27 protein-coding genes are annotated in these 24996 nt (G+C 40.1%); 20 read left to right on the forward strand and 7 right to left on the reverse strand.

Features of this window, described 5'->3' with window-relative positions:
* The first annotated feature begins 5 nt into the window (after positions 1–5).
* The 7 genes from IGI52_RS17635 (at position 6) to IGI52_RS17665 (ending at position 6447) form a co-directional block, all read left to right on the forward strand.
* Entirely contained in the window at positions 6–692 is a 687-nt protein-coding gene (locus IGI52_RS17635) for a WxL domain-containing protein (protein WP_438781946.1), read from the forward strand.
* Positions 693–763: 71 nt separating this feature from the next.
* The gene (locus IGI52_RS17640; RefSeq protein WP_438781947.1) at positions 764–1801 is read left to right on the forward strand and encodes a DUF916 and DUF3324 domain-containing protein; all 1038 of its coding nucleotides are present in this window, start codon (positions 764–766) and stop codon (positions 1799–1801) included.
* Positions 1802–1811: 10 nt separating this feature from the next.
* Positions 1812–2270, forward strand: coding sequence for an LPXTG cell wall anchor domain-containing protein (locus tag IGI52_RS17645; RefSeq protein WP_438781948.1), 459 nt, complete (start codon positions 1812–1814; stop codon positions 2268–2270).
* Positions 2257–4593, forward strand: coding sequence for a WxL domain-containing protein (locus IGI52_RS17650; protein ID WP_438781949.1), 2337 nt, complete (start codon positions 2257–2259; stop codon positions 4591–4593). Before IGI52_RS17645 ends, IGI52_RS17650 begins: the two co-directional genes overlap by 14 nt.
* A 13-nt stretch (positions 4594–4606) precedes the next feature.
* Positions 4607–4831, forward strand: a complete 225-nt coding sequence (locus IGI52_RS17655; RefSeq protein ID WP_438781950.1) for a hypothetical protein — start codon at positions 4607–4609, stop codon at positions 4829–4831.
* A gap of 112 nt (positions 4832–4943) precedes the next feature.
* Positions 4944–5636 carry a helix-turn-helix domain-containing protein gene (locus tag IGI52_RS17660; protein WP_438781951.1) on the forward strand — a complete coding sequence of 231 codons (693 nt, stop codon included), beginning with the start codon at positions 4944–4946 and terminating at the stop codon, positions 5634–5636.
* 97 nt (positions 5637–5733) lie between these two features.
* Positions 5734–6447: a winged helix-turn-helix domain-containing protein gene (locus IGI52_RS17665; protein ID WP_438781952.1), complete on the forward strand. Its 714-nt coding sequence runs from the start codon at positions 5734–5736 to the stop codon at positions 6445–6447.
* A gap of 291 nt (positions 6448–6738) precedes the next feature.
* On the opposite strand, the gene tnpC (IGI52_RS17670) is transcribed toward IGI52_RS17665, so the two are convergent.
* The 3 genes from tnpC (IGI52_RS17670) to IGI52_RS17680 form a co-directional block, all read right to left on the reverse strand.
* Entirely contained in the window at positions 6739–8298 is a 1560-nt protein-coding gene (gene tnpC / locus IGI52_RS17670; RefSeq protein WP_438780295.1) for an IS66 family transposase, read from the reverse strand.
* A 99-nt stretch (positions 8299–8397) separates the two neighbouring features.
* Complete coding sequence (gene tnpB / locus IGI52_RS17675; protein WP_216411126.1) at positions 8398–8754, reverse strand: IS66 family insertion sequence element accessory protein TnpB; 357 nt, start codon at positions 8752–8754, stop codon at positions 8398–8400.
* Positions 8726–8932, reverse strand: coding sequence for a hypothetical protein (locus IGI52_RS17680; protein WP_270791438.1), 207 nt, complete (start codon positions 8930–8932; stop codon positions 8726–8728). Before IGI52_RS17680 ends, tnpB (IGI52_RS17675) begins: the two co-directional genes overlap by 29 nt.
* 132 nt (positions 8933–9064) lie before the next feature.
* Between IGI52_RS17680 and IGI52_RS17685 the strand changes: the two genes are divergently transcribed.
* The gene (locus tag IGI52_RS17685; RefSeq protein ID WP_438781953.1) at positions 9065–9970 is read left to right on the forward strand and encodes a magnesium transporter CorA family protein; all 906 of its coding nucleotides are present in this window, start codon (positions 9065–9067) and stop codon (positions 9968–9970) included.
* Between the two features lie 511 nt (positions 9971–10481).
* On the opposite strand, the gene tnpC (IGI52_RS17690) is transcribed toward IGI52_RS17685, so the two are convergent.
* The 3 genes from tnpC (IGI52_RS17690) to IGI52_RS17700 form a co-directional block, all read right to left on the reverse strand.
* The gene (gene tnpC / locus IGI52_RS17690) at positions 10482–12041 is read right to left on the reverse strand and encodes an IS66 family transposase (RefSeq protein WP_438780295.1); all 1560 of its coding nucleotides are present in this window, start codon (positions 12039–12041) and stop codon (positions 10482–10484) included.
* Between the two features lie 99 nt (positions 12042–12140).
* Entirely contained in the window at positions 12141–12497 is a 357-nt protein-coding gene (tnpB, locus tag IGI52_RS17695; RefSeq protein WP_216411126.1) for an IS66 family insertion sequence element accessory protein TnpB, read from the reverse strand.
* The gene (locus tag IGI52_RS17700; RefSeq protein WP_270791438.1) at positions 12469–12675 is read right to left on the reverse strand and encodes a hypothetical protein; all 207 of its coding nucleotides are present in this window, start codon (positions 12673–12675) and stop codon (positions 12469–12471) included. Before IGI52_RS17700 ends, tnpB (IGI52_RS17695) begins: the two co-directional genes overlap by 29 nt.
* A gap of 280 nt (positions 12676–12955) precedes the next feature.
* Between IGI52_RS17700 and IGI52_RS17705 the strand changes: the two genes are divergently transcribed.
* From IGI52_RS17705 to dagF, 9 genes are all read left to right on the forward strand, one after another.
* Positions 12956–14809 (forward strand): BglG family transcription antiterminator, encoded by a 1854-nt coding sequence (locus IGI52_RS17705; protein WP_438781954.1) that lies wholly within the window; start codon positions 12956–12958, stop codon positions 14807–14809.
* Positions 14806–15138: a PRD domain-containing protein gene (locus IGI52_RS17710; protein WP_438781955.1), complete on the forward strand. Its 333-nt coding sequence runs from the start codon at positions 14806–14808 to the stop codon at positions 15136–15138. The genes IGI52_RS17705 and IGI52_RS17710 overlap by 4 nt, the downstream gene beginning before the upstream one ends.
* 18 nt (positions 15139–15156) lie before the next feature.
* The gene (locus tag IGI52_RS17715) at positions 15157–15510 is read left to right on the forward strand and encodes a glycine-rich SFCGS family protein (protein WP_438781956.1); all 354 of its coding nucleotides are present in this window, start codon (positions 15157–15159) and stop codon (positions 15508–15510) included.
* A gap of 12 nt (positions 15511–15522) precedes the next feature.
* Positions 15523–15873, forward strand: a complete 351-nt coding sequence (locus IGI52_RS17720) for a DUF4312 family protein (protein ID WP_438781957.1) — start codon at positions 15523–15525, stop codon at positions 15871–15873.
* A gap of 20 nt (positions 15874–15893) precedes the next feature.
* Positions 15894–16673, forward strand: coding sequence for a DUF4311 domain-containing protein (locus tag IGI52_RS17725; protein ID WP_016181015.1), 780 nt, complete (start codon positions 15894–15896; stop codon positions 16671–16673).
* A 451-nt stretch (positions 16674–17124) separates the two neighbouring features.
* On the forward strand, positions 17125–17817 hold the full coding sequence (locus IGI52_RS17730; RefSeq protein WP_438781958.1) for a DUF4310 family protein: 693 nt from the start codon (positions 17125–17127) through the stop codon (positions 17815–17817).
* Positions 17818–17832: 15 nt separating this feature from the next.
* The gene (locus IGI52_RS17735; protein WP_438781959.1) at positions 17833–18939 is read left to right on the forward strand and encodes an amidohydrolase/deacetylase family metallohydrolase; all 1107 of its coding nucleotides are present in this window, start codon (positions 17833–17835) and stop codon (positions 18937–18939) included.
* Positions 18929–20017: a DgaE family pyridoxal phosphate-dependent ammonia lyase gene (locus IGI52_RS17740; protein ID WP_438781960.1), complete on the forward strand. Its 1089-nt coding sequence runs from the start codon at positions 18929–18931 to the stop codon at positions 20015–20017. Before IGI52_RS17735 ends, IGI52_RS17740 begins: the two co-directional genes overlap by 11 nt.
* A 40-nt stretch (positions 20018–20057) precedes the next feature.
* Positions 20058–20795, forward strand: coding sequence for a 2-dehydro-3-deoxy-phosphogluconate aldolase (dagF, locus tag IGI52_RS17745; RefSeq protein ID WP_438781961.1), 738 nt, complete (start codon positions 20058–20060; stop codon positions 20793–20795).
* Positions 20796–20892: 97 nt separating this feature from the next.
* On the opposite strand, the gene IGI52_RS17750 is transcribed toward dagF, so the two are convergent.
* Positions 20893–21753, reverse strand: coding sequence for an Rpn family recombination-promoting nuclease/putative transposase (locus IGI52_RS17750; RefSeq protein WP_438781962.1), 861 nt, complete (start codon positions 21751–21753; stop codon positions 20893–20895).
* Positions 21754–22089: 336 nt separating this feature from the next.
* Between IGI52_RS17750 and IGI52_RS17755 the strand changes: the two genes are divergently transcribed.
* The 3 genes from IGI52_RS17755 (at position 22090) to IGI52_RS17765 (ending at position 24892) form a co-directional block, all read left to right on the forward strand.
* Positions 22090–22524 (forward strand): hypothetical protein, encoded by a 435-nt coding sequence (locus IGI52_RS17755; protein ID WP_438781963.1) that lies wholly within the window; start codon positions 22090–22092, stop codon positions 22522–22524.
* A 391-nt stretch (positions 22525–22915) separates the two neighbouring features.
* Positions 22916–23908 carry an ABC transporter ATP-binding protein gene (locus tag IGI52_RS17760; protein ID WP_438781964.1) on the forward strand — a complete coding sequence of 331 codons (993 nt, stop codon included), beginning with the start codon at positions 22916–22918 and terminating at the stop codon, positions 23906–23908.
* A complete protein-coding gene (locus IGI52_RS17765) occupies positions 23909–24892 on the forward strand; it encodes an ABC transporter ATP-binding protein (protein WP_438781965.1) in 984 nt (327 codons plus the stop codon). It abuts the gene before it with no gap.
* Positions 24893–24996 lie beyond the last annotated feature (104 nt).

The following is a 24996-nucleotide window of genomic DNA, read 5'->3' on the forward strand; positions in this document are numbered from 1 at the left end:
AAGAGATGAATAAGAAAAGAATCGTAACTTCACTAGTTGCAACATCTATGTTGGGAGGGTTGTTCGTTGGAGGACTGAGTGCAAATGCGGCTCAAGTTGACTCTGATAAAACAAAAGTAGAATTTGGTTTTACTAAGGCTTACAATCCGCCAAAACCAGGGCCAGACGGAAAAATGACTTTGCGTTGGACTCCTAAGGCTTTTCAGTTTGGAAATGCAAACACACTAACTACTGGTGTCCATGATTATGAAGAAATTAATACAACTGGTGGCGTAGGGCGATATGTCGTTGTAGATGATCAACGTCCAACAACTTCTACTAATAAATGGAAGTTAGAAGCTGCGTTGTCAGACATTGAAGATTCTAATTCATTACAACTTGATAATGCAGAAATTGAGATAACATTAGGAACGCAGGTATATGAATATACTGGAAATAATGAGCCAATCGATGCAGATATCAGTACAGCAGTTGCACCTTCAGTTGCACTGCCTTCAGCTGCGACTATTACTCTTGCTCAACCTGCTGATGGCGGTGGCACTGTTGAGGTATCAACAGGACCAGGAACTGTCAAAGGTGCTTATGCGACAAAAATGACGAATATTAAATTGAAAAGTGTGGACCATTTAGCAGTTTATGACGGTAAACAATTCAGTGGTGATATTACATGGACATTGTCTGACAATATTTAAAAAGGATAAATAAAGGTGGGGGAGAGGAGCGTTCTTCTCTTCCATCTTTTGTCATTACAGGAGGAAACAAGGTGCGCAAGAAGCTGATAACGACTTTATTAACGAGTCTTTTCTTAATAGGATTCCCAACATTTGTGAATGCGGCAGATGATCACGGACAGACTTCCATTGGTTTCACTGTGGAAACAATCCAGCCCGAAACACAGGTGGATAAAAATCTGAGTCTTTATTATGTATCGGTCAAACCGAATGAACCACAAACACTAAAAATGAAAATCATCAGCACACAAAAAGAGAAGAAAACAGTGGAAATCTTTCTTACGGATGCTGTAACAAATAAAGAAGGCTACATCGAGTATGGAAAACGGAAACCGATTCTAGATGAAAGTCTAAAAACTCCTCTTACAAGCATTGCTGAAGTAAAAGACTCCATGAAAAAAGTAACGGTCGCTAATTTTGAGGAAAAGATCGTGGAAATCAAAGTGACACCGCCTGCGGAATCCTTCGAAGGAGTCAAACTTGGCGCAGTTCAGGTATTAGCTAGTGATGGTGAGTCAGAGGAATCAGGAATCAGTAGTCGTTATGGGTATGCAGTGAGTCTGATGTTAACAGAAGACAATAGCGATTATCGTGAGGGTGGCGACTTGAAACTAAAACGAGTGGAACCTGGGGTTGAAGCTGGAAAAAAAGTGGTAAAGATTCCGATTCAAAATTTTCAACCGAAAGTCATGAAGGATCTCACAGCAAAAGCAAGTTTTGCGAAAAAGGGTTCAGATAAAGTCATTAAGAAAAGGGAACTTGAAACATTGGAGTTCGCGCCAAATTCCTCCTTTCAATTAGACCTTTCCTTTCCACCGAATGATGTTGAACCGGGTAAATATATCGCGACAATTGAAGTGAATGATGGGGAAAAGAAATGGGAGTGGCAGGAAGAGTTCGAAGTAACCGAAGGACAGGCGAAGAAAATGAACAAAGAAGCGGTCTTCAAACTAACGATCGCGCCATGGGTAAAATGGACGAGTATCGCCTTGTTCGCTGTTCTGGTACTTTTGACAGCCTTCTTGTATGTCAGAAAGACGAAATGGCAAAAAAGCCTTCAAGAAAGGTAGGTGACTACTGTTGGTAAAAAAGAGATACATTCTTTTTCTACCTGTGATATTAGTGGGGTTATTACTACATGTAATGCAATCTCAAGCAGCCACAGAGGTAGGAATTGGATTTGAGTCAGCAAGCAGTACTACATCTAGCAGTCAATCATCAACAACAGATACAACAACGAGTACAAGTAGTACGACAACAAGTAGTTCAATGAGCAGTACTTCAGTTAGTAGTTCGTCAATAGATAGTAGCACAACAAGTAGTTCGCTAATTGGTGGTGTTGTACCATTAGATTATTCTTCAAATTCGTATCGTTATCGTGCAGTACAGCAGTATGTAGCAAATGAGAGTAGATTATTACCAAAAACAGGAGAAGCAAAAGAGTCATTGTTATTTATAAGCATAGGAGTGATAGTACTCTTATGTGCTGGAGTACTTTATTTCTATCAGTTAAGAGGTGTTACTGATGAAAAAAATTAGATACTTATGTTTGACTATCGGTTTGTTTCTATTTTTTTATGCTAATTCATCTGTTTCGTACGCTTCTTTATATTTTGATGCATCTTCGTCCATGAATATTAAGTTTCATGCAAAATTTGTTTATCCAGATGGGACTTCAGTACCTCCTAACGAATTGAAATTAGAATCTAGTGTATCATATGTTCCTCATAATTCTGAACAAATGTTAGTTTATCAAATTAAACCAACTGAAATTTTACGAAGTACTCGGGCAATTGGATCAATAGGTAATGGTGAGTATTCGGATAATTATAAATCGAAGATAATTCCTCTGAAAATCCTAGATGAGTTTAAGAGCATGGAAGGTGGAAGGGTAAGTTATCATTCATTGTTTGCTGAAACTTCTGACTGTGTCAAAGGAATTGTTCCAATTCAAAAAGTGGGAACAGTTAATATTAACACTTTTCTAGCAAATAATAACAATCCCTCCCCTATTACGAGTGGTTTTTTAGTAAATGGTTCTTTTGTTCGGAAAACTGTCGGAACAAAGCGAGGATATCAGTACGAAAATGTTGCGCAAACCGCTTATGAACAATATTCAGATCCATTAGATGTTCTTTTTGCAACTACAGTTGGTGGTACAACTTCTAGTGTATCCGGTACTGTCAATAAGTATTACACAGGATTTCAGATTAATAGCTACATTGGAACCAATTCTTCAGCAGGAAACCCAATCACATTTAAGTTAGAAATACCAGAAATCAATGAAACTTTCGTTGACACATCTGGAAATGAAATTCAAAACAATGGACTCCATCCATCATTTATTCAAAATAATAAGTATTATGCAAGTGGAGATAGCTATCAATTTGGTGGCGGTGAAAATGGACAAGCAACTTCGCTACCATCTAGCTACGTGGGTTCGAATTCAGCACAATATACTTATAAAGGTTGGTATAGCGGAGATACATTCCATGCGGGGACGACTCCATCTTTTGACTGGAAAGATATTAATGATGAAGATAAAGATAGTAATGCAAAAATTCGAATTGTTTATGAAGAGAAAAAAACACAATATAATGTAACTGGAAGTTGGGTAGACGATACACCACAGGCAAATTTATTACCTCCTAATTATCAATTAGGTTCTACTGTATCAGGTACTGTACCAGTTAACCATGGAGATGATTTTAATGGTACTGGGAGTGCCACTATTCACTGGAATATCACTGATTATTCAGGAAAGAATTGGGAACTTCAAGGATGGAAAAACATGACTAAAGATCCCGCTACTTTAATAACAGATAATGTTCCTAAAGTATTGGATGTAACTCAAGATACAAATTTACATTATATCTATAAAAAGATAGCTCCTCGGTTAGAAATAAACTTAACACCAGACTCAACAGTGATGAGAAAGCCTGGGGAAACGATTGATTGGACATTAGAAATAAATAATACCGGATACAAAGCAAATGCTACTGGGCTTGATTTGAGCCATGTGATTACTAAAACGGGTGGAAATATGACGAATCCATCGAATACAGTTATTGAAGACAACAACGGTACTGCTATTGCTGGGATTACCAACGCCGTATGGACAGATGGAGGTACTCTATTAGCTTCCAAAGGAGTCGCAATAAAACCAAACGAGAAGATCACAGTGAAATTTAAGACAGTTGCTACAGGAGATATCAATGATCTGTTGAATTTGAAAACAAAAGTTACGGCTACCTCGGATAATTTATCTGCTGAGGATGACACAAATGTACGAATAGAAGATCCCGATCATCATGTAGTAACAGATCCTGCTAATTCGAAGTTATCCCTTTTGTATGTTCCAACAATTTTTGGTTTTGGATATCATGAAAAAAATAATAATGGTGCTAATCAGACAGTGACTATGGCTACAGGAGCCTATCAAACAAAGACCGTGAATGAAGGTTTCTATGTAAAACTACAGGACCCTAGGGACAATCTAGCCGGAAATGACTGGAAATTGAGTGCAAACTTAGATTATTTTATTGATAGTTCAAATATCCTTTTGCCTATGCAGCCTGTACTGTCTTTAGACAACTACACTTCTCAGGTAGTCAATAATCCTGAAACAGATAGCGAGAGTATCTCACCAACTAGTGATGTCTCATTAACAACGGGAACGGTGACACTGACAGGTGGGGGAGGCACTGTACCACTTATGAATTCTCAAAGTACGAAAAATAAAGGGACATGGATTTTTCGAATCCCATTCAACGACGTGAAACTCCACATCCCAGCAGATGTTGGTGAAGAGGGTAAAGGCTATACAAGTGAACTAACTTGGACTTTAAACGATACGATTTAACAAGGAGGAAATGATGGGACCTTATCAATGGCTATACCTTTTTATAGGAGGAGCAATTCTTTCCTGCGGAATTTTCGCATACTTTTTAATCAACGATTCGAAATTGATTCGACAAATCAATCTAAAGGGAACCAATTTAGCTCTAGATTGGTTAGTACTGATTATTGCTTTTGGATTTGTTGGATTGGCTGTGTTTAGCTATATCGATATTCAAAATCAAATTCATTTATTTTCGTAAACGAATGATAAAATAGGACCGCTCGAATTTTTCGAGCGGGTCTGTACATATCTTATTTAATTGGAAAAGAAAAAGAGGAAAAATGGGTGAGATTTAGAAAATGAGGTAGAAAATGAATCGAATATTGATTTTAACAAAGAACCTCTCTGTAGAGAGTCACTTGCAAGAACAGCTTCAAAAATTGAATTATGAAGTGTTTACAACGACTTCTATTCGGGATATTTGGGTGCATTCTCAGCGAATGGATAATCTCGTCAAGTCCTTCCGATGGATTTTTTTAAGTGAAACAATTACTGAAGAAGAAGCTAAGGCGTTTGCCCAGCAATTTCAGTTTAATGTAGATTGTCTGGTGAGAATTGTCGGTGAGGAGCCTTCTGAAGAGAGTGTATCTGAATGGAACACTTGGCATATTTCTGATTGGATATTAACGAATACTACGCTGGAAAGGCTACGCGAGAAGCTAACACATAAGGCATTACTTTATCAAGTGGCATTGACTGATGGGAAACAACGTACGCCGGTTTATGAGAAGGAGCTAGTGCTGGAACAAAAGAAAAGAACTTTTCCACTTTATTTTTCGGACGTTCATTTTACCAAGCTTGAAAAGAAAATCATTTGCAGACTAATGGCGGCAACGAATCAGACGTTATCAAGAGAGCAACTTTGCCATGGTTGGTCTTCGAATAATATCAATTCGAAACTAAGTCAGCTATCTAGCGCCATCACAAAAATTAAAAAGAAAGTGATGGATGCTTATGGGATAGAAGATGCCATCCGTACTATGTGGGGGAAGGATATCAATTAAGTACATTCTTTTATCAATGTCTATTGAAGGGGGAGTTTGGAAACTACCCCAAAAAATGAGCAATGAATCACAAAAACATTAGAGAGAAGGATACAGGATGAGTCAGATTTTATTATTTACCAATAATCCATTGAATGAGCAGTCCTTTGAGGAACGGCTGCGGCAGTTAGGGCATGAAGTGTTTACCACTAAACGATTGATCGACCTTTGCCTATTGGAGAATACAAACCACGAGTTTATCCGTATTTTCCAACAAATCATCTTAAGCGAGACGATCGCAAATGCGGAAGTAAAAGAATTGGTTCGCGCATTAAAATCCTATTCGATCCCACTCTTCCGAAAATCCGACGAACAACTAGAAGAGGCACAGCTGGAAGAATGGGAGGAACTAGGAATTACTGATTGGATTGAAAGCTGCCCATCCATTGAAGTGTTGAGAGAAAAATTGAGTGGCGATAAAGTTAGAAATGGTGAAAAAATCGTCTACTTACCTAAGTCGGAAAGCAAGCGACCGCTGACCGCCTTATCCTTGAGCAGCGGAGAGCTGAAGCTTTTCCAGATTCTCTATGAATATCAAAAACAAACCGTTTCACGGCAGGAATTATGTCTACGGATGTGGAATAGAGACAAAACAAATTCCAGTATGTCTCAATTATCAGTAATGGTGAAGCACTTAAAAAATAAATTAGCCGATCAGGGAATCAAAGGTCCAATCATCGAGACTTGTTGGGGCCAAGGGTATCGATTGGATGAGCGGGTGTACGAGCAGGTGTATGTTGATTCAGAAGGGTTAAAGTATGGGAATGACTAGAAAATTTAATAAGAGAACAACAGCTATCCATATATGAAGGGGGATAGCTGTTGCTTTTTTCTAGGGAATATCTGCTGAGAACGGAAAAATCGGTTTAAACTAGTATGATAAAGCGTTACGTGGTTGTACTTTTAATATACATAGATAAGGAATTTTCTTATTTTGTGAACAGGGTCATGAAGTATTCATGCGAAAAATTTGATACTATGTAAGCGTCAGATAGTAAGGTGTATTAAAAGCCCATCAATCCTCCTGTATACTTAAGGATGATTGATGGGCGTGCTTTTTTTATTAATAGTTAGCTTGGCACTTTCTTTGAACTTCCTGATTCCAAGGCAAATAAGCTGCCAGCGCAGGTTTTGTTAAACTTGGCAGGTTGGGGATATTTTCAAATAAATAGATCAGATATTTTCTTGGATCTAAGCCATTTTCTACAGCTGTCCGTAGAATGCTCAGAATGATTCCTGTTGCTTGCGCCCCTTTTTCGCTTTTTGAGAACAACCAGTTTTTTCGACCGATCACCAATTCTTTGATGGCTCGTTCCGCGCGATTGTTCGTGGTTTCTAACCGTCCATCCTCTAAGAAAGTACACAATCCTTCCTTGTACTTTAGCAGATACGCAACGGCTTCTCCCAGTTTTGATCTTGGGAGAACACATAGATTAGATGCCCAAGAAAAGAATTCCTCCACGATGGGTTTGATCCATTGACTGCGCTGTTTTTGACGATCCGTTGGATCTAGATGGCGTAGTTTCTTCTCTTCTTTGAAAAGAAGGTCGCAATAGCGCTCGCCTAATAAGGCGGTGCTATATTTTTTGGGCTGTGAGCCGATCGCTTCATGAAATTTCCGACGAACATGTGCCCAGCAGTAAACATTCTTGATGCCAGCCATTTTTCCATAAGCTGCGTAAGCATCACTATGTAGATAGCCAGTAAAGTGTGTAAGAAAATTCTGAGGGATTTCATGTTTGCGCGATAATTCATGTTGGTAAAGAACAATGGGATAGCTTTCTGCTTTTCCAGAAGTATACAGCCAATAATAGGTCGTGGCTTTTGGAACGTCTAAGACATTGTAGTGCGTCTCATCCGCATGAATGACTTCTTGGTTCTGTAAGGTATCTTTTAATAGTTGATACAGCGGCGACAAGACGTAGTCTGTCGCCAGAAGATGCCAATGTGTAATTTTCTGGCGATCCAATGGAAAGCCAAAGGTTTTCCATTCGTTCTCTTGCCGATAGGCAGGCACTTTCTTGATATATTTTTCAACGATTGTCTGAGCTACCATCGTAGGACTGCCAAAACTATTATTGATCAGAGGTTTTGGTACACGAGCTTTCTTAATTGATGTTGTTCCATTGTCTTTTTCACATGTGCAACACTTGTACGCATGCTGGTGAAATAAATTTTTTTCAATATGAGCAGGAATAAATAGAGGTTCTTCACGGACGACGGTGGAGCCAATTTCAGTCATGTGAGTACCACAGGCATCACAAAGACAGTCTTCGCCCTCCAAATAATAGTGAAGATGGTTTGCGGGTAAGTGGGCAAGCGACAAGGCTTTTTTTCCTTTTGTCTTTTTCCGTCTAAAGCTCTTTACCTCAATCAATTCCTGGCTTTCCTGACCAGTCTGCTCTGGTTCCTTAAAAGGGTCTGTATCAAATAAATTTGTTTGCCCATCGACAGATGGCGTATCTTCTTTTTTTCGTCCATACATCTGACGCTGCATCGCGAATAGCTGTTCTTGAAGGTACTGATTTTGTTCAAGGACGAGTTCAAATTGTTCAGTCATTTCTTGGAGACGCTTCTCCAGTTTCTTGTTATCCAAAAGAAGCTGATTTCCCTTTTTAGTCAATCATTTACACCTCCACGCTTGATATCACCTGTTATTATTATACCATTTCTGACGACAAAAAAGTAGTAGAAATCGCATAAAACCAACGTTTCTACTACTTCAATAGAAGGCACCCTTGGTGCTGGAATGAATGGTTTTCTTCTCTTCGATCGAAAAGCCTATAAGCAGTCGTTTCAATTGCCGAACATCTAATTTCTTCATTTCTGAAGAGTTTTTCGGCCATTGAAGCCGACCATTTTCAAATCGTTTGTACAATAATAAAAAGCCATCACCTTCCCAGTAAAGTGCCTTGAAGCGGTCTGGTTTTGAGCCACAAAACAGAAAGAGCGAGTGATCGAAAACATCGAGTTGATATGTTTCTGTGACAAAGGCCGCAAGTCCATCGATTCCTTTTCGAAGATCGGTTTTCCCACAAACGATAAAGATATTAGGTACGTGAGTGAAGTCGAGAAGCATGGATGCTCAACTCCTTCATGATCGTTGCCAAAATATATTTGTCCGTTCCATTGTAGATGTAAGCTTCAGCTTGTCCCAATTTCACTCGAGCCGCGAGTTTTGATTTCGCTGGAGCAGTTGGCGACATCGGTGGATTTCGATCCACGATCTGAATAGGTACGATCTCTTTTTTCTCCATAGTATGCCTCCTGTAAGTTGATACAGTAAGTTTAACAGTCGGCGAAGGAGAAAACGAGACACCCTACTATGTGACGTTTACGATACTATGATAAAATGCAGACGACCTTAATGACGGCTAGGAGACAGGCTTATGTATACAAAAGAAGTTTTCAACAATAAAATGAGCAGTTGGATCAATATCGATGCGGAAAATACGGACGAATTAAAGAATCTCTATCATGATTATGGGATTGATCGAGAATTTGTGGATTATTCCTTGGACCGCAATGAACGGGCTCATCTAGATTATGACAAAACTACCGATGTACTGTTGCTGATCTTTAATGCACCGAATCGGCGTAAGATTGACAATCATTATGAAACGGTGCCGATGACGTTCATCGTGGTCAATCGAACATTGATTACGGTGACGAATCAACAAAATAAATACTTGTATTTCGAAATCAAAAGTTACTTGGAGAAAAATCCTGAGAGCACATTGTTTGAGCTGCTCTTTGGCAGTCTTTTCATTGTTTCGGATCAGTATTTTCCATTTGTCGAGGGGATGGATCGTGATCGGAAGCGTATTAGTAACCTACTAAAGGAAAAGACCACCAAACAGAATTTATTGCTATTATCAGATTTAGAGACAGGGATCGTTTATTTCGTGACGGCTTCGCGGCAAAATGTGTTATTAGTGCAGCAGATCAAAAGCCATGGTATCTATCGTCGTTTAAGTGATCAGGAAAAGGAGCGGTTGGATGATGTTTTGATCGAAGCGCAGCAATTGGTGGAGATGACGAAGCTATCTTCGCAAATTTTACAGCAATTATCTGGTACGTATAACAATGTTTTGAACAATAATTTGAATGATACGATGCGTGTTTTGACAGTGTTATCTGTCCTTTTAACCATTCCTACAATTGTCTCCGGCTTTTTCGGTATGAACATGCCTTTGCCGCTCGAGCACAATGCTTTTGGTTGGATGATTACAATCATTGTCAGCCTGCTTTTGTGGCTGGGGTTGTCCTATGTGTTGAGACGATTAATGAAGTAACGAGTGAAAATACAACTTCTTGAGTGGATTGCTATCAATGAAGTATTTAATCGTTAGGTGTATTTTATCAATCAAGGTTTCATGTAAGAATTTCAGCCTCTCATTAAATCGCATAGTTGCCAACTGCTCAAGTCTTGCATGTGAGACAATCATCATTTTTTATTTTTCTCAGTCAAAAGTTGAGTTAGACAGTTCACTCTTTGACAAATAGGGTCATTTTCGGATAAAGAACCAATCTACCTCAGCGGCTGATGTTCACTTCTGTTCTTATATTTCTCGGAACTTGTAAGTAATTTTATTATGAATCAATAAAAGTTAGTAAACAGACACGATTCCCTATAGAGTGGAACGTGTCTTTTTTATTGAAGTTTTTTATCAGAAAAAAATATTTTGGATAATGATCCAAATCAAGGAGAAAAGATGATAACGTAAGCGTCAGATAGTAAGGTGTATTAAAAGCCCATCAATCCTCCTGTATACTTAAGGATGATTGATGGGCGTGCTTTTTTTATTAATAGTTAGCTTGGCACTTTCTTTGAACTTCCTGATTCCAAGGCAAATAAGCTGCCAGCGCAGGTTTTGTTAAACTTGGCAGGTTGGGGATATTTTCAAATAAATAGATCAGATATTTTCTTGGATCTAAGCCATTTTCTACAGCTGTCCGTAGAATGCTCAGAATGATTCCTGTTGCTTGCGCCCCTTTTTCGCTTTTTGAGAACAACCAGTTTTTTCGACCGATCACCAATTCTTTGATGGCTCGTTCCGCGCGATTGTTCGTGGTTTCTAACCGTCCATCCTCTAAGAAAGTACACAATCCTTCCTTGTACTTTAGCAGATACGCAACGGCTTCTCCCAGTTTTGATCTTGGGAGAACACATAGATTAGATGCCCAAGAAAAGAATTCCTCCACGATGGGTTTGATCCATTGACTGCGCTGTTTTTGACGATCCGTTGGATCTAGATGGCGTAGTTTCTTCTCTTCTTTGAAAAGAAGGTCGCAATAGCGCTCGCCTAATAAGGCGGTGCTATATTTTTTGGGCTGTGAGCCGATCGCTTCATGAAATTTCCGACGAACATGTGCCCAGCAGTAAACATTCTTGATGCCAGCCATTTTTCCATAAGCTGCGTAAGCATCACTATGTAGATAGCCAGTAAAGTGTGTAAGAAAATTCTGAGGGATTTCATGTTTGCGCGATAATTCATGTTGGTAAAGAACAATGGGATAGCTTTCTGCTTTTCCAGAAGTATACAGCCAATAATAGGTCGTGGCTTTTGGAACGTCTAAGACATTGTAGTGCGTCTCATCCGCATGAATGACTTCTTGGTTCTGTAAGGTATCTTTTAATAGTTGATACAGCGGCGACAAGACGTAGTCTGTCGCCAGAAGATGCCAATGTGTAATTTTCTGGCGATCCAATGGAAAGCCAAAGGTTTTCCATTCGTTCTCTTGCCGATAGGCAGGCACTTTCTTGATATATTTTTCAACGATTGTCTGAGCTACCATCGTAGGACTGCCAAAACTATTATTGATCAGAGGTTTTGGTACACGAGCTTTCTTAATTGATGTTGTTCCATTGTCTTTTTCACATGTGCAACACTTGTACGCATGCTGGTGAAATAAATTTTTTTCAATATGAGCAGGAATAAATAGAGGTTCTTCACGGACGACGGTGGAGCCAATTTCAGTCATGTGAGTACCACAGGCATCACAAAGACAGTCTTCGCCCTCCAAATAATAGTGAAGATGGTTTGCGGGTAAGTGGGCAAGCGACAAGGCTTTTTTTCCTTTTGTCTTTTTCCGTCTAAAGCTCTTTACCTCAATCAATTCCTGGCTTTCCTGACCAGTCTGCTCTGGTTCCTTAAAAGGGTCTGTATCAAATAAATTTGTTTGCCCATCGACAGATGGCGTATCTTCTTTTTTTCGTCCATACATCTGACGCTGCATCGCGAATAGCTGTTCTTGAAGGTACTGATTTTGTTCAAGGACGAGTTCAAATTGTTCAGTCATTTCTTGGAGACGCTTCTCCAGTTTCTTGTTATCCAAAAGAAGCTGATTTCCCTTTTTAGTCAATCATTTACACCTCCACGCTTGATATCACCTGTTATTATTATACCATTTCTGACGACAAAAAAGTAGTAGAAATCGCATAAAACCAACGTTTCTACTACTTCAATAGAAGGCACCCTTGGTGCTGGAATGAATGGTTTTCTTCTCTTCGATCGAAAAGCCTATAAGCAGTCGTTTCAATTGCCGAACATCTAATTTCTTCATTTCTGAAGAGTTTTTCGGCCATTGAAGCCGACCATTTTCAAATCGTTTGTACAATAATAAAAAGCCATCACCTTCCCAGTAAAGTGCCTTGAAGCGGTCTGGTTTTGAGCCACAAAACAGAAAGAGCGAGTGATCGAAAACATCGAGTTGATATGTTTCTGTGACAAAGGCCGCAAGTCCATCGATTCCTTTTCGAAGATCGGTTTTCCCACAAACGATAAAGATATTAGGTACGTGAGTGAAGTCGAGAAGCATGGATGCTCAACTCCTTCATGATCGTTGCCAAAATATATTTGTCCGTTCCATTGTAGATGTAAGCTTCAGCTTGTCCCAATTTCACTCGAGCCGCGAGTTTTGATTTCGCTGGAGCAGTTGGCGACATCGGTGGATTTCGATCCACGATCTGAATAGGTACGATCTCTTTTTTCTCCATAGTATGCCTCCTGTAAGTTGATACAGTAAGTTTAACAGTCGGCGAAGGAGAAAACGAGACACCCTACTATGTGACGTTTACATGATAACTTTATAAAGTGATTAGTGCAATGAAGGAGTGGGCTATTTCCACTCAATGTGTCTTTTTTTCCTCTATTTTTTTAATAGAATCCGGCATTTCCTATGGAATAAAGACTTTTTGCACTAGAGTAAGTGCAATCATTTCATATTGTTGAAGAAGAAATTAATCACTATAGTTAAACGTGTAAGGAGAGAGCATGATGCAACAGATGACGAAACGACAGATTCAAGTATTGCTTCAATTACTTGAAGATTCACAACCAAGAACCACGAAAGAGTTGGCTGATCAGCAGAATGTAAGCGTACGCACAATTAAGTATGACTTGGAAAACATTCGTTTGTGGCTTCAGGAAAGAAATCAAGAGTTAGCGAGCAAAAGGAGCCAAGGCGTTTGGTTAACGCTGAGTGATTCTGAACGAATCAAGCTGAAAAGTGAACTGATGGATGTTGATCGCCTAGAGCTGTATGCGGATCAAACCTTGCGTTTGGATCGGCTGAGTATCTACTTGATGCTGACAAATCAGGCAATTACCTCTTTTGAATTAGCGGAACGTTTGATGGTCAGTAAGGATACGATTCTGAATGATTTAGAAGTTTTAGAGCAGCGGTTATCAGAGCAGGGAATGACGCTTGAACGGTTACCGCGGAAAGGTTTTTTGATTACTGGTCCAGAGCATCAAGTCCGATTGTTAATCGAAGAGGTGCTGCAAAAGGATTTGACGGATTATGACATCTACAAAATCATGGATCTGCTTTTGCAAAGTGAAAAGCAAGAAGGCTATGAGCTGTATTCAGCTAAGGGGACAGCGTTTCAAGAAGTTTTTAATCAAGTCCTTGCAGATATGCGGCAGCTGTTGAAGCAGATTGATACCGCGGAATTGAATTATGCAGAGTTGCTGAACATGTTGATTCGCGTGGCGATCGCTACAGTCCGATTGCAAAACGAGTACACGATCGGTCGTTATCAGTTGCTGAATGATCCAAAAGAGCAGCAAGAACTCTCTTACTTATTGATGCAGCAAGTTTTTGCACATTATCAGCTGCCCTTATTCGAAGATGAATATCGCTATATTTACAGCGATACCTTTGAAAATGATCTGCAGCAGGATGTCATGACTCTGACGGAGAATCTGATTCAGAAGGTGAGTAAAAAGATTTATTATCCCTTTTTTAACGATCCGCAGCTGTTGACGAATCTATATGCGCATTTATCGATGCGGTTATCTCGCAAACAGAAATTCGTGAATGAGTATAACCCGTTTAAGGATGATATCAAGGCGAAGTATCCCGAATTGTTCGATGCCATTGAAAAAGTTGTACGGCGAGAGATACAAGGAAAAAGTTTGCTCATTAATGATTCCTTTATTGCCTACATCGCGTTGCACTTTCTCGTTTCTTACGAAAAGGCGGCCGATCTGCGGAGTGTTCGGGCGGTCTATGTTTGTTCGACGGGCTTAGGGGTGACCAGTTTGATTAAGCAAAAAATTTCGGAGGAGCTCTCGAATATCGAGATTGCGGCTTTTGCTTCAGTATTAAATGCCCAGGAGATCATTAAGCAAAAAGAACCGGAGTTAGTCATCAGTATTTTTCCAATTGAAGGAATGACGTGTGAGTTCGTCAAAGTACATCCACTGCCAACAAAACAGGATTTGGAAAAAATCCAACAAGCAGTCAAAAAAATCCTGAATCACTCACCGCAACAAGGCAGCAGAAAATTGAGATTAGAACCGGCAGGAAATCGAACCTCACTAGAAGATTTCAGTAAGGAATTAATATTGCAAGCGTATACCATTTACGAGAAATTGTTGCTGCTATTTCAAGAGCAGCTGAATCAAGATTATCGTGAAGCCTTCTTACTGCATGTCTTTTTAATGGTTCATCGGATTACCTTTGATCAGCAATATATGATGGAAGGAAACAAGACAGATGAAGCGTTCACTGCTTCTACGTCATACAACAAACAGATAGAGCAGCTGTTTGCCGAACACAATCTAGCGATTAATCAATCAGAAATCAATGCTCTATTTGCTTATATCAAAGGAGGAAGTCAATGACCGTGACTGGAGAGGCATTACAAATCATTTCAACCAGTGAGCATCAAAAAGAACTAGAAGAATTAATCGATTGGTTGAAGCAGGAACTTATTATAGCGAAAATCGAACCGACTGAACTACAGTGGACGATCTTGATCAATCATTTAAATGAAATGTTGAAGCGTTCGAAGGAGCAAGAAACGATTCCAGAAGTGGACCCAGAAATGTTCAGTGAAGTGTCAAAAGAAGCGTTGCATTTAGCAGATGGTGTCGTGAAGAAAATCGACCATTTATCGCAAGACGAGATGTATGTGTTATCTATTCATTTTGAAACAGCCAAACAAAATTAATTATAGGGGGAAAAATAAATGATCACAGTAGTAATTGCAGACCGAATGGGTAAAGGACAAAACGTAGCAAAAGGTGTCGAAGCAGCAGGCGGAAGAGCAGTCGTTGTTCCAGGGATGGGCGCGGATATGCGGTTGGGTGATGTGATGCAACAGGAAAATGCGGATATGGGGATTTCATTTTGTGGCAGTGGCGGAGCAGGCGCACTGACAGCTTCAACTAAATATGGCTATCCAGAACGCCACGGTATGCGTTCCATTGAAGAAGGCGTCACTGCAATCAATGATGGCAAAACAGTTTTAGGTTTCGGCTTTATGGATGTGGAAGAATTAGGCAAACGTCTAGTGGAAGCTTTTGAAAAGAAACACAATTAGGGAGATGAGTAAATGAGTATTCAAGATTGCCAACAAGTCATCGTGACAGTCGAAGGCAAAGGTGATTCCAAACAGCATGCATTTGCCAGTGCCTTAGGAGATATCCAGAAGAAAATGATGCAGGAATCCGAGGTCATTTTACGCATTGAACCGATCGAAGTAGAAGTCATTAAGGCAGTTGAAAAGACCTATAAGGAACGCTTCCTCTTTTTCTTCTTTCCAAGAAAAAGAACGAGCTATCATGTGGAGTTGGAAGTGACGGTTAATGTAACAACCCTTCAAGTCAATGAAGTGGCATTTGCACAGGAAGCGACAGATGATCCTGATGGCATTCAACTACCAGTTATTTCCAAGAAAATATAAATAAAGGGAGGAAAAAAATAGTGGAGTTTACAGTTATCTTAATTAAATCAATCATCATTGGCGGCTTACTGGGCTTTTCTGCCTCAATGGGCGCGGCGCGTATGTTCCATGCCCCAAGTACACAAGGGTTGGGTGCCTTTCGTACCTTGGGAGAAATGAATGCGTGTATGGGAGACCCTGCGTCGCACTTCTCATTTGGACTCGGCTTTTTCTTTAATGCTTGGGCTTCAACGGTTGGAGCAGGAGCATTTACTCAGGATGTGACGCATCGAATCATTCCCAACTGGGCAGCTTCGGTCTTATTAGCAAAAAATAAAAATGTTTCAGAAACGATGCATGATCCGAGAAAAATGGGCTTTGTGGGTGCTGTTGTCGGTGCACTTGTTGTTGCTTTCTTAAATTCAACTGCAGCAGCGATTCCAGAAGCACTACAAGTAACTGCCGTAGCCGTATTGGTTCCAGCAGCAACAACTTTGATTAATGTCGTTATGCCAGTCATTTTCTGGTTGGCGGCGTTAGATGCAGGAAAACGCACTGGATTCTGGGGAACGCTATTTGGCGGAATCGCTCAATTGATCATGGGAAATGCCGTACCTGGTGTTGTATTAGGGATTTTGATTGGTAAAGGCGTCGACGAAATCGGCTGGTCAAAAGTAACGAAGATGATGATGGGAGCAATTATCCTGCTATTCGTCTTGAGTGGCTTCTTCCGCGGCTTCGATCTGCAAGTCTTAGAAAGCTTCAAATTACAAGCACCAAATTGGTTGGAAAACATCCATAAAATGCTTGGGTTGAGCTAGGGGCAATTTTAATTTAGGGGTTAGTTGAAAAAGTTGTTGGATAGCGTATTAACTAGATAAAGCAGATTGAATAGGTGATGAGAATAGTATTTGCATTTCTTATTTGAAAAAAGTAAACAGACAACTATGAAATAGGATGCCAGTTCCACTTTTCGCAGTTTTATAGTGATTAAAGAGCTTAATCATGCAATTAAGTTGAATTAAAGTTTCAAGATACTAGTGGAATGGTATACGGATGAAAATAGAACTCATTTTTGAAAAAAATGAATACCTTAATATGAAGTAGGATGTCAGTTCTGCTTTTTGCAAAAAAATAAAAGTAGAGAATATAGTCATTCGTTTTTGTGAATATACCGATTGAGTAGTTTAGCAGAATGATATACGTGGTGAGAATAAAACTTACTTTTTCTTGAAAAAGTAAATTCATTAATACGAAATAGGAGGAAAATCAATGGACAACACAGAGGAATTGGAAAGAGAGCAAGCAATGCTTTCTGAAGAGAAAAAAGCGAAAAGCTTCTGGTATGCGGATTGGGCATTTCCGATCACCGTTGGAATCATGGCAGCAGCGGTTTTTGCTGGAACTCATATGTATGTCGTACACGGAGTAGGAGCCTTTAATGAAGTGTCGATCGTAGCGATGTTGAAGGCTGGGTTAGACGGTGGTTCTTATGGAGCAGCGGCGGCATTTGGCGCAAGCTTCTTGTTTGCACGTATTTTGGAAGGTTCTTTGGTAGGGATTCTGGATTTAGGCGGTTCTATTTTAACGGGGATCGGTATCGGAATTCCGGCGATCTTCTTGAGCATGGGAATTCGGGCACCAATCGATAACTTTGCTCTGTCATTGATAACGGGTGCTGTTTTAGGGTTATTAGTTGGCGGTGTGATTATTTTGATTCGTAAGTTCACCATCAATCAGGCGAACTCAACCTTTGGTGCAGATGTGATGATGGGAGCCGGAAACTCATCCGGCCGTTTCTTAGGACCACTGATTATTTTGAGCGCTTGTGGTGCTTCAATTCCGATTGGGATTGGTGCAACATTAGGAGCACTAGGATTTTATGCTTGGAAAAAACCAATAGCTGGTGGAGCAATTCTTGGAGCGATGATACTTGGGACGATCTTCCCAGTCGCGCTTCAGTAGAAAGAAGGCCGAAGGATGTTTGATTTATTAGTCAAAAATGGCAAACGTATCAACGGGGAAAAAGTCGAAGTGGCAATCAAAGATGGCGTGATCTTAAATGTAGACACCACGATTGAATCCCCCGCTGAAAAAATAATCGATTTAGCAGGAGAGCATTATGTATCCGCCGGTTGGATTGATGATCATGTTCATTGCTATGAAAAAATGACACTTTATTATGATTATCCGGATGAAATCGGTGTAACCAAAGGTGTGACAACCGTGATTGATGCTGGAACGACCGGTGCAGAAAACATTGGCGATTTTTATGAGTTGTCTAAAAAGGTCAAGACCAATGTTTACGCACTCATCAATATTTCAAAATGGGGTATCGTTGAACAAGATGAACTAGCTGATTTAACGAAGATTCAGGCGGATATTGTACATGATCGATTGGTTGAGCTTCCACAATTTATCGTAGGAATCAAAGCGCGAATGAGTAAGACCGTTATTGGTGAAAATGGGATTACACCGCTGGAATTAGCAAAAGATATTCAGCGGAAGAATCAAAACTTGCCATTAATGATCCATATCGGCTCAGCGCCGCCAGAGCTGCAAGAAATATTAGCAGTATTGGATGAAGGCGATGTGTTGACTCATTGCTTTAACGGCAAACCGAATGGGATTTTGGACAAAGAGACAGATCAAATCAAGGATTTTGCCAAAGCAGGTTATGACAAAGGCATCGTTTTTGATATTGGTCACGGTACGGACAGCTTTAACTTTCATGTTGCAGAGACTGCGCTAAAAGCAGGGATCAAAGCCACATCAATTAGTACGGACATCTATCATCGCAATCGCGAAAATGGACCTGTCTACGATTTGGCAACAACAATGGAAAAGCTACGTGTGGTAGGATATTCGTGGGAAGAGATTTTGGATAAGGTAACAAATGTACCGGCACACTATTTCCATTTAGAGAAAAAAGGTAAATTGGCAGCTGGTTATGATGCTGATTTAACGATTTTTGATTTGTCCAACGGAGAAAAGACATTGACCGATTCAAATGGTTTCACTCGTACCGCGAAGGAATTGATCAAACCAGTGAAAACGATTATTGGAGGCACCATTTATGACAATTAGTTATGACAAATTTGGCTTAAAGGAAGTTATCAATGCATCTGGAAAAATGACGATCCTAGGTGTATCAAAAGTATCAGAAAATGTCTTAGCAGCACAGCGCTTTGGCGGAGAGCATTTCTTTGAGATGAGTGAATTATTTATTCAGACTGGCGCCTATCTGGCAAAGCTTTTAAAGGTTGAGGATGCGCAGATCGTATCTTCTGCCTCAGCCGGTATCGCACAATCTGTTGCTGCGATTATTGGACAAGGCAGTTTGTATCACGCCTATCATCCTTATACCGATCGGATCAAAAAACGCGAGATTCTCGTGCCGAAAGGACACAATGTTGATTATGGTACTCCTGTTGAAGTAATGGTAGAGCTAGGCGGCGGTGAAGTTGTTGAGGCGGGATATGCTAACGGCTGTTCAGCCGAACAAATGGAAATGATGATTACCGACAATACTGCAGCACTACTTTATATCAAGAGCCATCACACAGTGCAAAAAAGTATGCTGACAGTCGCTGATGCTGCTGCAGTTGCTAAGAAGCATCAAGTACCGTTGATCGTTGATGCGGCGGCGGAAGAAGATCTTTACAAATATTTTCAAGCTGGAGCGGATTTGGTCATTTATTCAGGCGCCAAAGCGATTGAAGGTCCAAGCAGCGGATTGGTGATAGGCACAGCAAAATATATTGAGTGGGTTCGCTTGCAGGGCAAAGGAATCGGCCGGGCAATGAAGATCGGCAAAGACAATATTTTAGGCTTCACGCAGGCTTTGGAGGATCGTTTACAAAATGGCAGCGAGTCAGGTGAATCGATGAAACAACGTCTATTGCCTTTTATTGAAGAGCTTAATAAAATTGAAGGACTCGAAGCCAAAACTGTTCAAGATGGTGCTGGCAGAGACATTTATCGGGCCAGTGTAAAAGTCCAAAATAAACCGGCAACAGAAGTAATTAACGCACTAAAAGCAGAAAATCCTGCGATCTATACACGAGAATACCAAGCCAATAATGGCATCATCGAGTTTGATATCCGCTCTGTCAATGAGGAAGAACTAGGAAAGATCATTACACGATTAAATGAAATCATGTAGAGATATCAAATCAAATTATAAATTGAAGGAGCAAATCGAAATGTCTTTAACCCCAAATTACTATCAAGATCGTGTTTGTTTAAACGTCTTAGCCAACTCTGTCGAAAATGCTCGTGACTGTTACGAAGCGGCAGAAGGACACGTTGTTTTAGGAGTGCTGTCAAAAAATTATGACAACGATGAAGCCGCGATTGAAGCGATGAAAAAATATCAGGAAGCAACAGAAAATGCACTATCTGTCGGACTTGGTGCCGGTGATCCAAATCAAAGCCAAATGGTTTCCCGAATTTCTGGCGTGCTGCAGCCGCAGCATGTAAACCAGGTCTTCACGGGTGTAGGAACCTCACGGGCTTTGTTAGGTCAGGCGGATACAGTAATCAATGGACTCGTTTCTCCTTGCGGTAAAGTGGGCTATGTCAATATCGCCACAGGACCTTTGAGTTCTCAAACAGCAGAGGCGATCGTTCCTATTGAGACAGCCATCGCCTTATTGAAGGATATGGGCGGAAGTTCGGTCAAGTATTTCCCAATGAAAGGTCTTGCCCATAAAGAAGAATACGAGGCAGTCGCAAAAGCCTGCGCAGAAAATGATTTCTATTTAGAACCAACAGGCGGGATCGATTTGGAGAATTTTCAAGAGATTGTTAAAATCGCTTTAGATGCTGGGGTAAAAAAGGTCATTCCTCATGTTTACAGTTCAATCATTGATTCCGAAACGGGCGATACACGACCAGAAGATGTCAAAGCTTTGTTAGATATGGTGAAAGAGCTTCTTTAATAGAAGAAACAATGCAGAGCTTATTATATTAGCACAATGCAAAAAGGCAGGAATTCGAAGTTCCTGCCTTTTTGCATTGTGTTTTCTTTGACGGAGTTTATTTTTGTTCATCCCGTAGTTTTTTGATTTCATCAATGTCCAAACCAGTGAATTCTGCGATTTGTTCAAAGGAAAGGTTTGCTGCTAGCATTTTTTGAGCAATGGTATATTTTTCTTGTTCAATCCCTTCATCTCTCGCAGTTGAAAGCTCGGCATTTCGGATGGCTTCGGTTTTGTTGATGTTCATAATCATCGTCTGTTCTTCCTCCTTTAGCGAATAAAAATCGATTTTACGTTTGGCTTCTTTAAGATAGTTGGGCGCATCTGGTGTGACTTCGCCGGTTTTAAGAAAATGTTGCCAGTGGCGGGCTGCGCTGGTTTCTTTGATATTCTTATTGGTCAAGCTAAGGAAGCAGAGCATCAGCAATTGTCTGTTTTCTTGACCAATAAAGGGTTCGTGTGTCTGCTCATCCAGTAGACGGAAAATTCGTAGTGCCGCTTTTTCACGGTCGAATAAGTCAAAATCAACGACATTGATTCCATACACTGGTCGGAGCGCAGAAAAATTATTATTCTCGATAAATTCTATGGTTTTGGTATTGCCAAAGGGTGAACAATAGGCCTCTGCCAGATAAAAAAGCGTGCGTTCGTTGAAATATTTATGCTTTTGAATCTGGCATTCAATCGTTGTACAGCTGCCATCGTCTGCCGTGGCCAAGATATCCACTTCGGTCATCCGAAGCTTCAGTTCATCATAATTTTTCTTGTACGTATCAATATGGTAAGGAACTTTCGGTTTCAGAGTCATAAATTCCAGTCCTAATAAATCTTTGACGAAGGCTTTCAGAATGTGCGGAGAATCCTCAGAGGTCAGCAGCTTCTTAAACAACAAATCGTTTGTCGGTAAATATTTTTCCATCGTATCATGCCTTTCTGACAACGTATTGAAAGGCTTTTCTCGCCTTTATTATAGCATGTGCGGGAAAAACTCTTCTATAGATAACATACGAATAAATCCTGTTTTTCCCGTAGATAACGAAAAGGAGGAAAGGGATTGATGTTAGAAGGTTTTTCCGTATCCGAGATGAGCACAACCTATGAGAAGATTTGACAGCGCTTCAAAAATGATGTAAGTTAAAAGACAACTTGATGAACAAGATTTACATTTGTTCTTATCAGGGATGAAAAATCGAGAAATTTTTTTTAGTGCAATTAGTGAATTTGTGCACAAATGAATAGAGTAGGAGGAAGCGGAATGATTGAAACTTTTGTATTTTCAAGTGAGAGTATTTTTTTACGGGAAGAAGATCAAACAAAGGTCCATCAATTGCTAGATTATCTGAAAAGTCGAAAACAGCAAATCGGCATGGTTTTCTACGATCAAGAGATGATGAATCGAGTTTTACTGGAGCATCATCTGGCTGACTATTTAGATTTTTCGATCAATGGTGAAAAGGCTGGGACGGTTCCTCATGGATTAGTGGATTTTCTGCAGGTGGAGCTAGCGTATCAAAAGGTCAATTTCATCTCGAATTCTCCGGAACAACTGTATGAAGCTAAGGAATTAGGCTTTAAACCGCTGTATATTGCGGAAGATTGTGATAAGAAAGCTATGCCTTGTCAGTCTTTCCGAGACTTTAACCAGTTGCACTTAGGAGTCATCGAAAGTCGCTTTGAGAAGTTAATGTAATACCCAATCGAATCTTTACTCAAGAGTTTTTGACAGTTTTTAAAAGTAGACTGTTAAAAACTCTTGTTTTGTTATTTCGAGCTCTTCAATTAGGTCATATTTTGATTGATAATAAAATTCATTTTTTTAAGATTAGAGATGCTCATCAATATTTCATAATAAAAATAACAATTTTGGGTAAACGATGATGAGAGCTATTGTGGCTTGGTTTTCAAAAAGAGTGAATAAAACTTTATATTGACAATCTTTTGTCAACTGGTATAATCAAAAAATAAAATATTTTTCGAATATTCTGAATAAATACACGGAGACTGACTGATTTTAAAATTAGAATCTACAGTTATTTTTTAACCATAATTTAAAAATTGAAAAGTGGGGAGTTAATTATTTTATGGAGAAAGAACTGCTACGGGTCGAAGAGCTTACAGTCAAATTTCGTACCTATAACGGAGAAGTGACTGCCGTAAATAATTTAGAGCTTCTGTTAAATGAAAACGAAACATTAGGGATCGTTGGGGAAAGCGGCAGTGGGAAAAGTGTGACTTCTCTGAGTATCATGGGGCTATTAGACGAAGCGACTAGTACAGTCACTGGAAAAGCTGTGTTTAGAGGTGAAGACCTGATTGCTATGAAGGAGAAGGAAAAGCAGCATTTTCGTGGCAATCATTTGGCGATGATCTTCCAAGAGCCAATGACTTCTTTGAATCCGCTTCATAAATGCGGGAAACAAATTGTCGAGTCCATGTTGATCCATACAGATATCTCAAAGGCAGACGCAAAGGAAAAAGCGATAGAGCTGTTAAAGCTTGTGGGGATTCCTGCACCTGAACAGCGCTTCAATGAATATCCTCATCAGATGTCTGGAGGAATGCGGCAGCGGGTAATGATTGCGATGGCCCTTGCCTGTGATCCGCAGCTGTTAATCGCGGATGAACCGACCACCGCATTAGACGTGACAATTCAAGCACAAATTTTAGAAGTATTGAAGGAATTAAAAGAACGTCTCAAAATGGGAATCATTTTGATTACTCATGATTTAGGCGTAGTATCAGAAATCTGTGATCGCGTTATTGTCATGTACACTGGAAAAGTCGTAGAGCAAGGACTGATTCGTGAAATATTAGACAATCCAAAGCATCCTTATACGGAGGGCTTGATCGCAGCGATTCCAAATATTAACGATAAAAAGGGGAAGTTAAGCAGTATTGAAGGCATGGTTCCTCAATTGAATGAAATGCCTAAAGGCTGCAGTTTCCATCCTCGCTGTCCTTACGCGATGGCTATCTGTAAGGAGAAACGACCAGCGATTACAACCAGTGAAGATGGACGGAAAGTCCGTTGCTTTAAGTATTCGACAGAAGAAGAAACTGAGGTGACGACGTAAATGATGACGCAAGAACCGATTATTCAAATGAAACACGTCAAACAATATTTTGAAATCCGCGACAGTAAAGGCAAAAAAGGAACTTTGAAAGCTGTCGATGATGTGTCATTAACTGTAAAAAAAGGCGAGACGTTCGGGATCGTAGGTGAGAGCGGGTGCGGGAAAAGTACATTAGGCAAAACCATGTTGAATCTTGGTGCGATCACTGATGGAACGATTATTATTGATGGACAAGATGTTAGCGCTTTTAAAAATCGGAAAGAAAAAGTAGCCTTTGGTTCAAAGGTCCAGCTTGTGTTTCAAGATCCGTCGGCATGTCTGAATCCGCGGAACAAAATCAGCGGTATTTTAGCGGAGCCTTTCCAGATTCATCATAAGAAGGACATGACAAAGGCTGAAATTGAAGCGGAGATAGATCGTTTGTTGACGATGGTCGGATTAGCTCCTGAGTATAAAAATCGTTACCCTCATGAGATGTCGGGAGGACAAAAGCAGCGAATCGGAATTGCTCGTGCACTGGCATTGAAGCCGGATATCATTATTTGTGACGAGCCAGTTTCAGCGCTGGATGTATCGATCCAGGCACAGGTCATCAATTTGTTGGTAGAGCTGCAAAAGCAAATGGATTTGACCTATTTCTTCATTTCTCATGATCTAGGAGTGGTTTATCACTTGTGTGACCGCATCGCCGTGATGTATTTAGGAAATATCGTAGAATTGGCGGATCGGGATGCTTTATACAATGACACGCTGCATCCTTATACCAAAGCCTTGATTTCAGCGGCACCAACGATTGATAAGGAAAAAATTGATCGGATCGTATTGACTGGCGATGTGCCAAGTCCAGCGAATCCGCCTAAGGGCTGTAAGTTCCACACCCGCTGTCCTTTCGCGATGGAGAAATGTAAAACTGAGGTACCTGAATTATTGGAAGTAAAAGGCAATCATTTTGTGGCTTGCCATTTACATAATAAAGAGGAATAACTTTTAGTAAAAACAAGGATGCCAGTCCAACTTTTGACAGTTCCTTAAAGTGGACCGTGCAAAAAAAATTTCTGTGAAATAAAAGAATAAGGAGCTAGTTGGAT

It is taken from the genome of Enterococcus sp. DIV0187 (genome assembly GCF_051713785.1).
GTDB lineage: Bacteria > Bacillota > Bacilli > Lactobacillales > Enterococcaceae > Enterococcus_A > Enterococcus_A avium.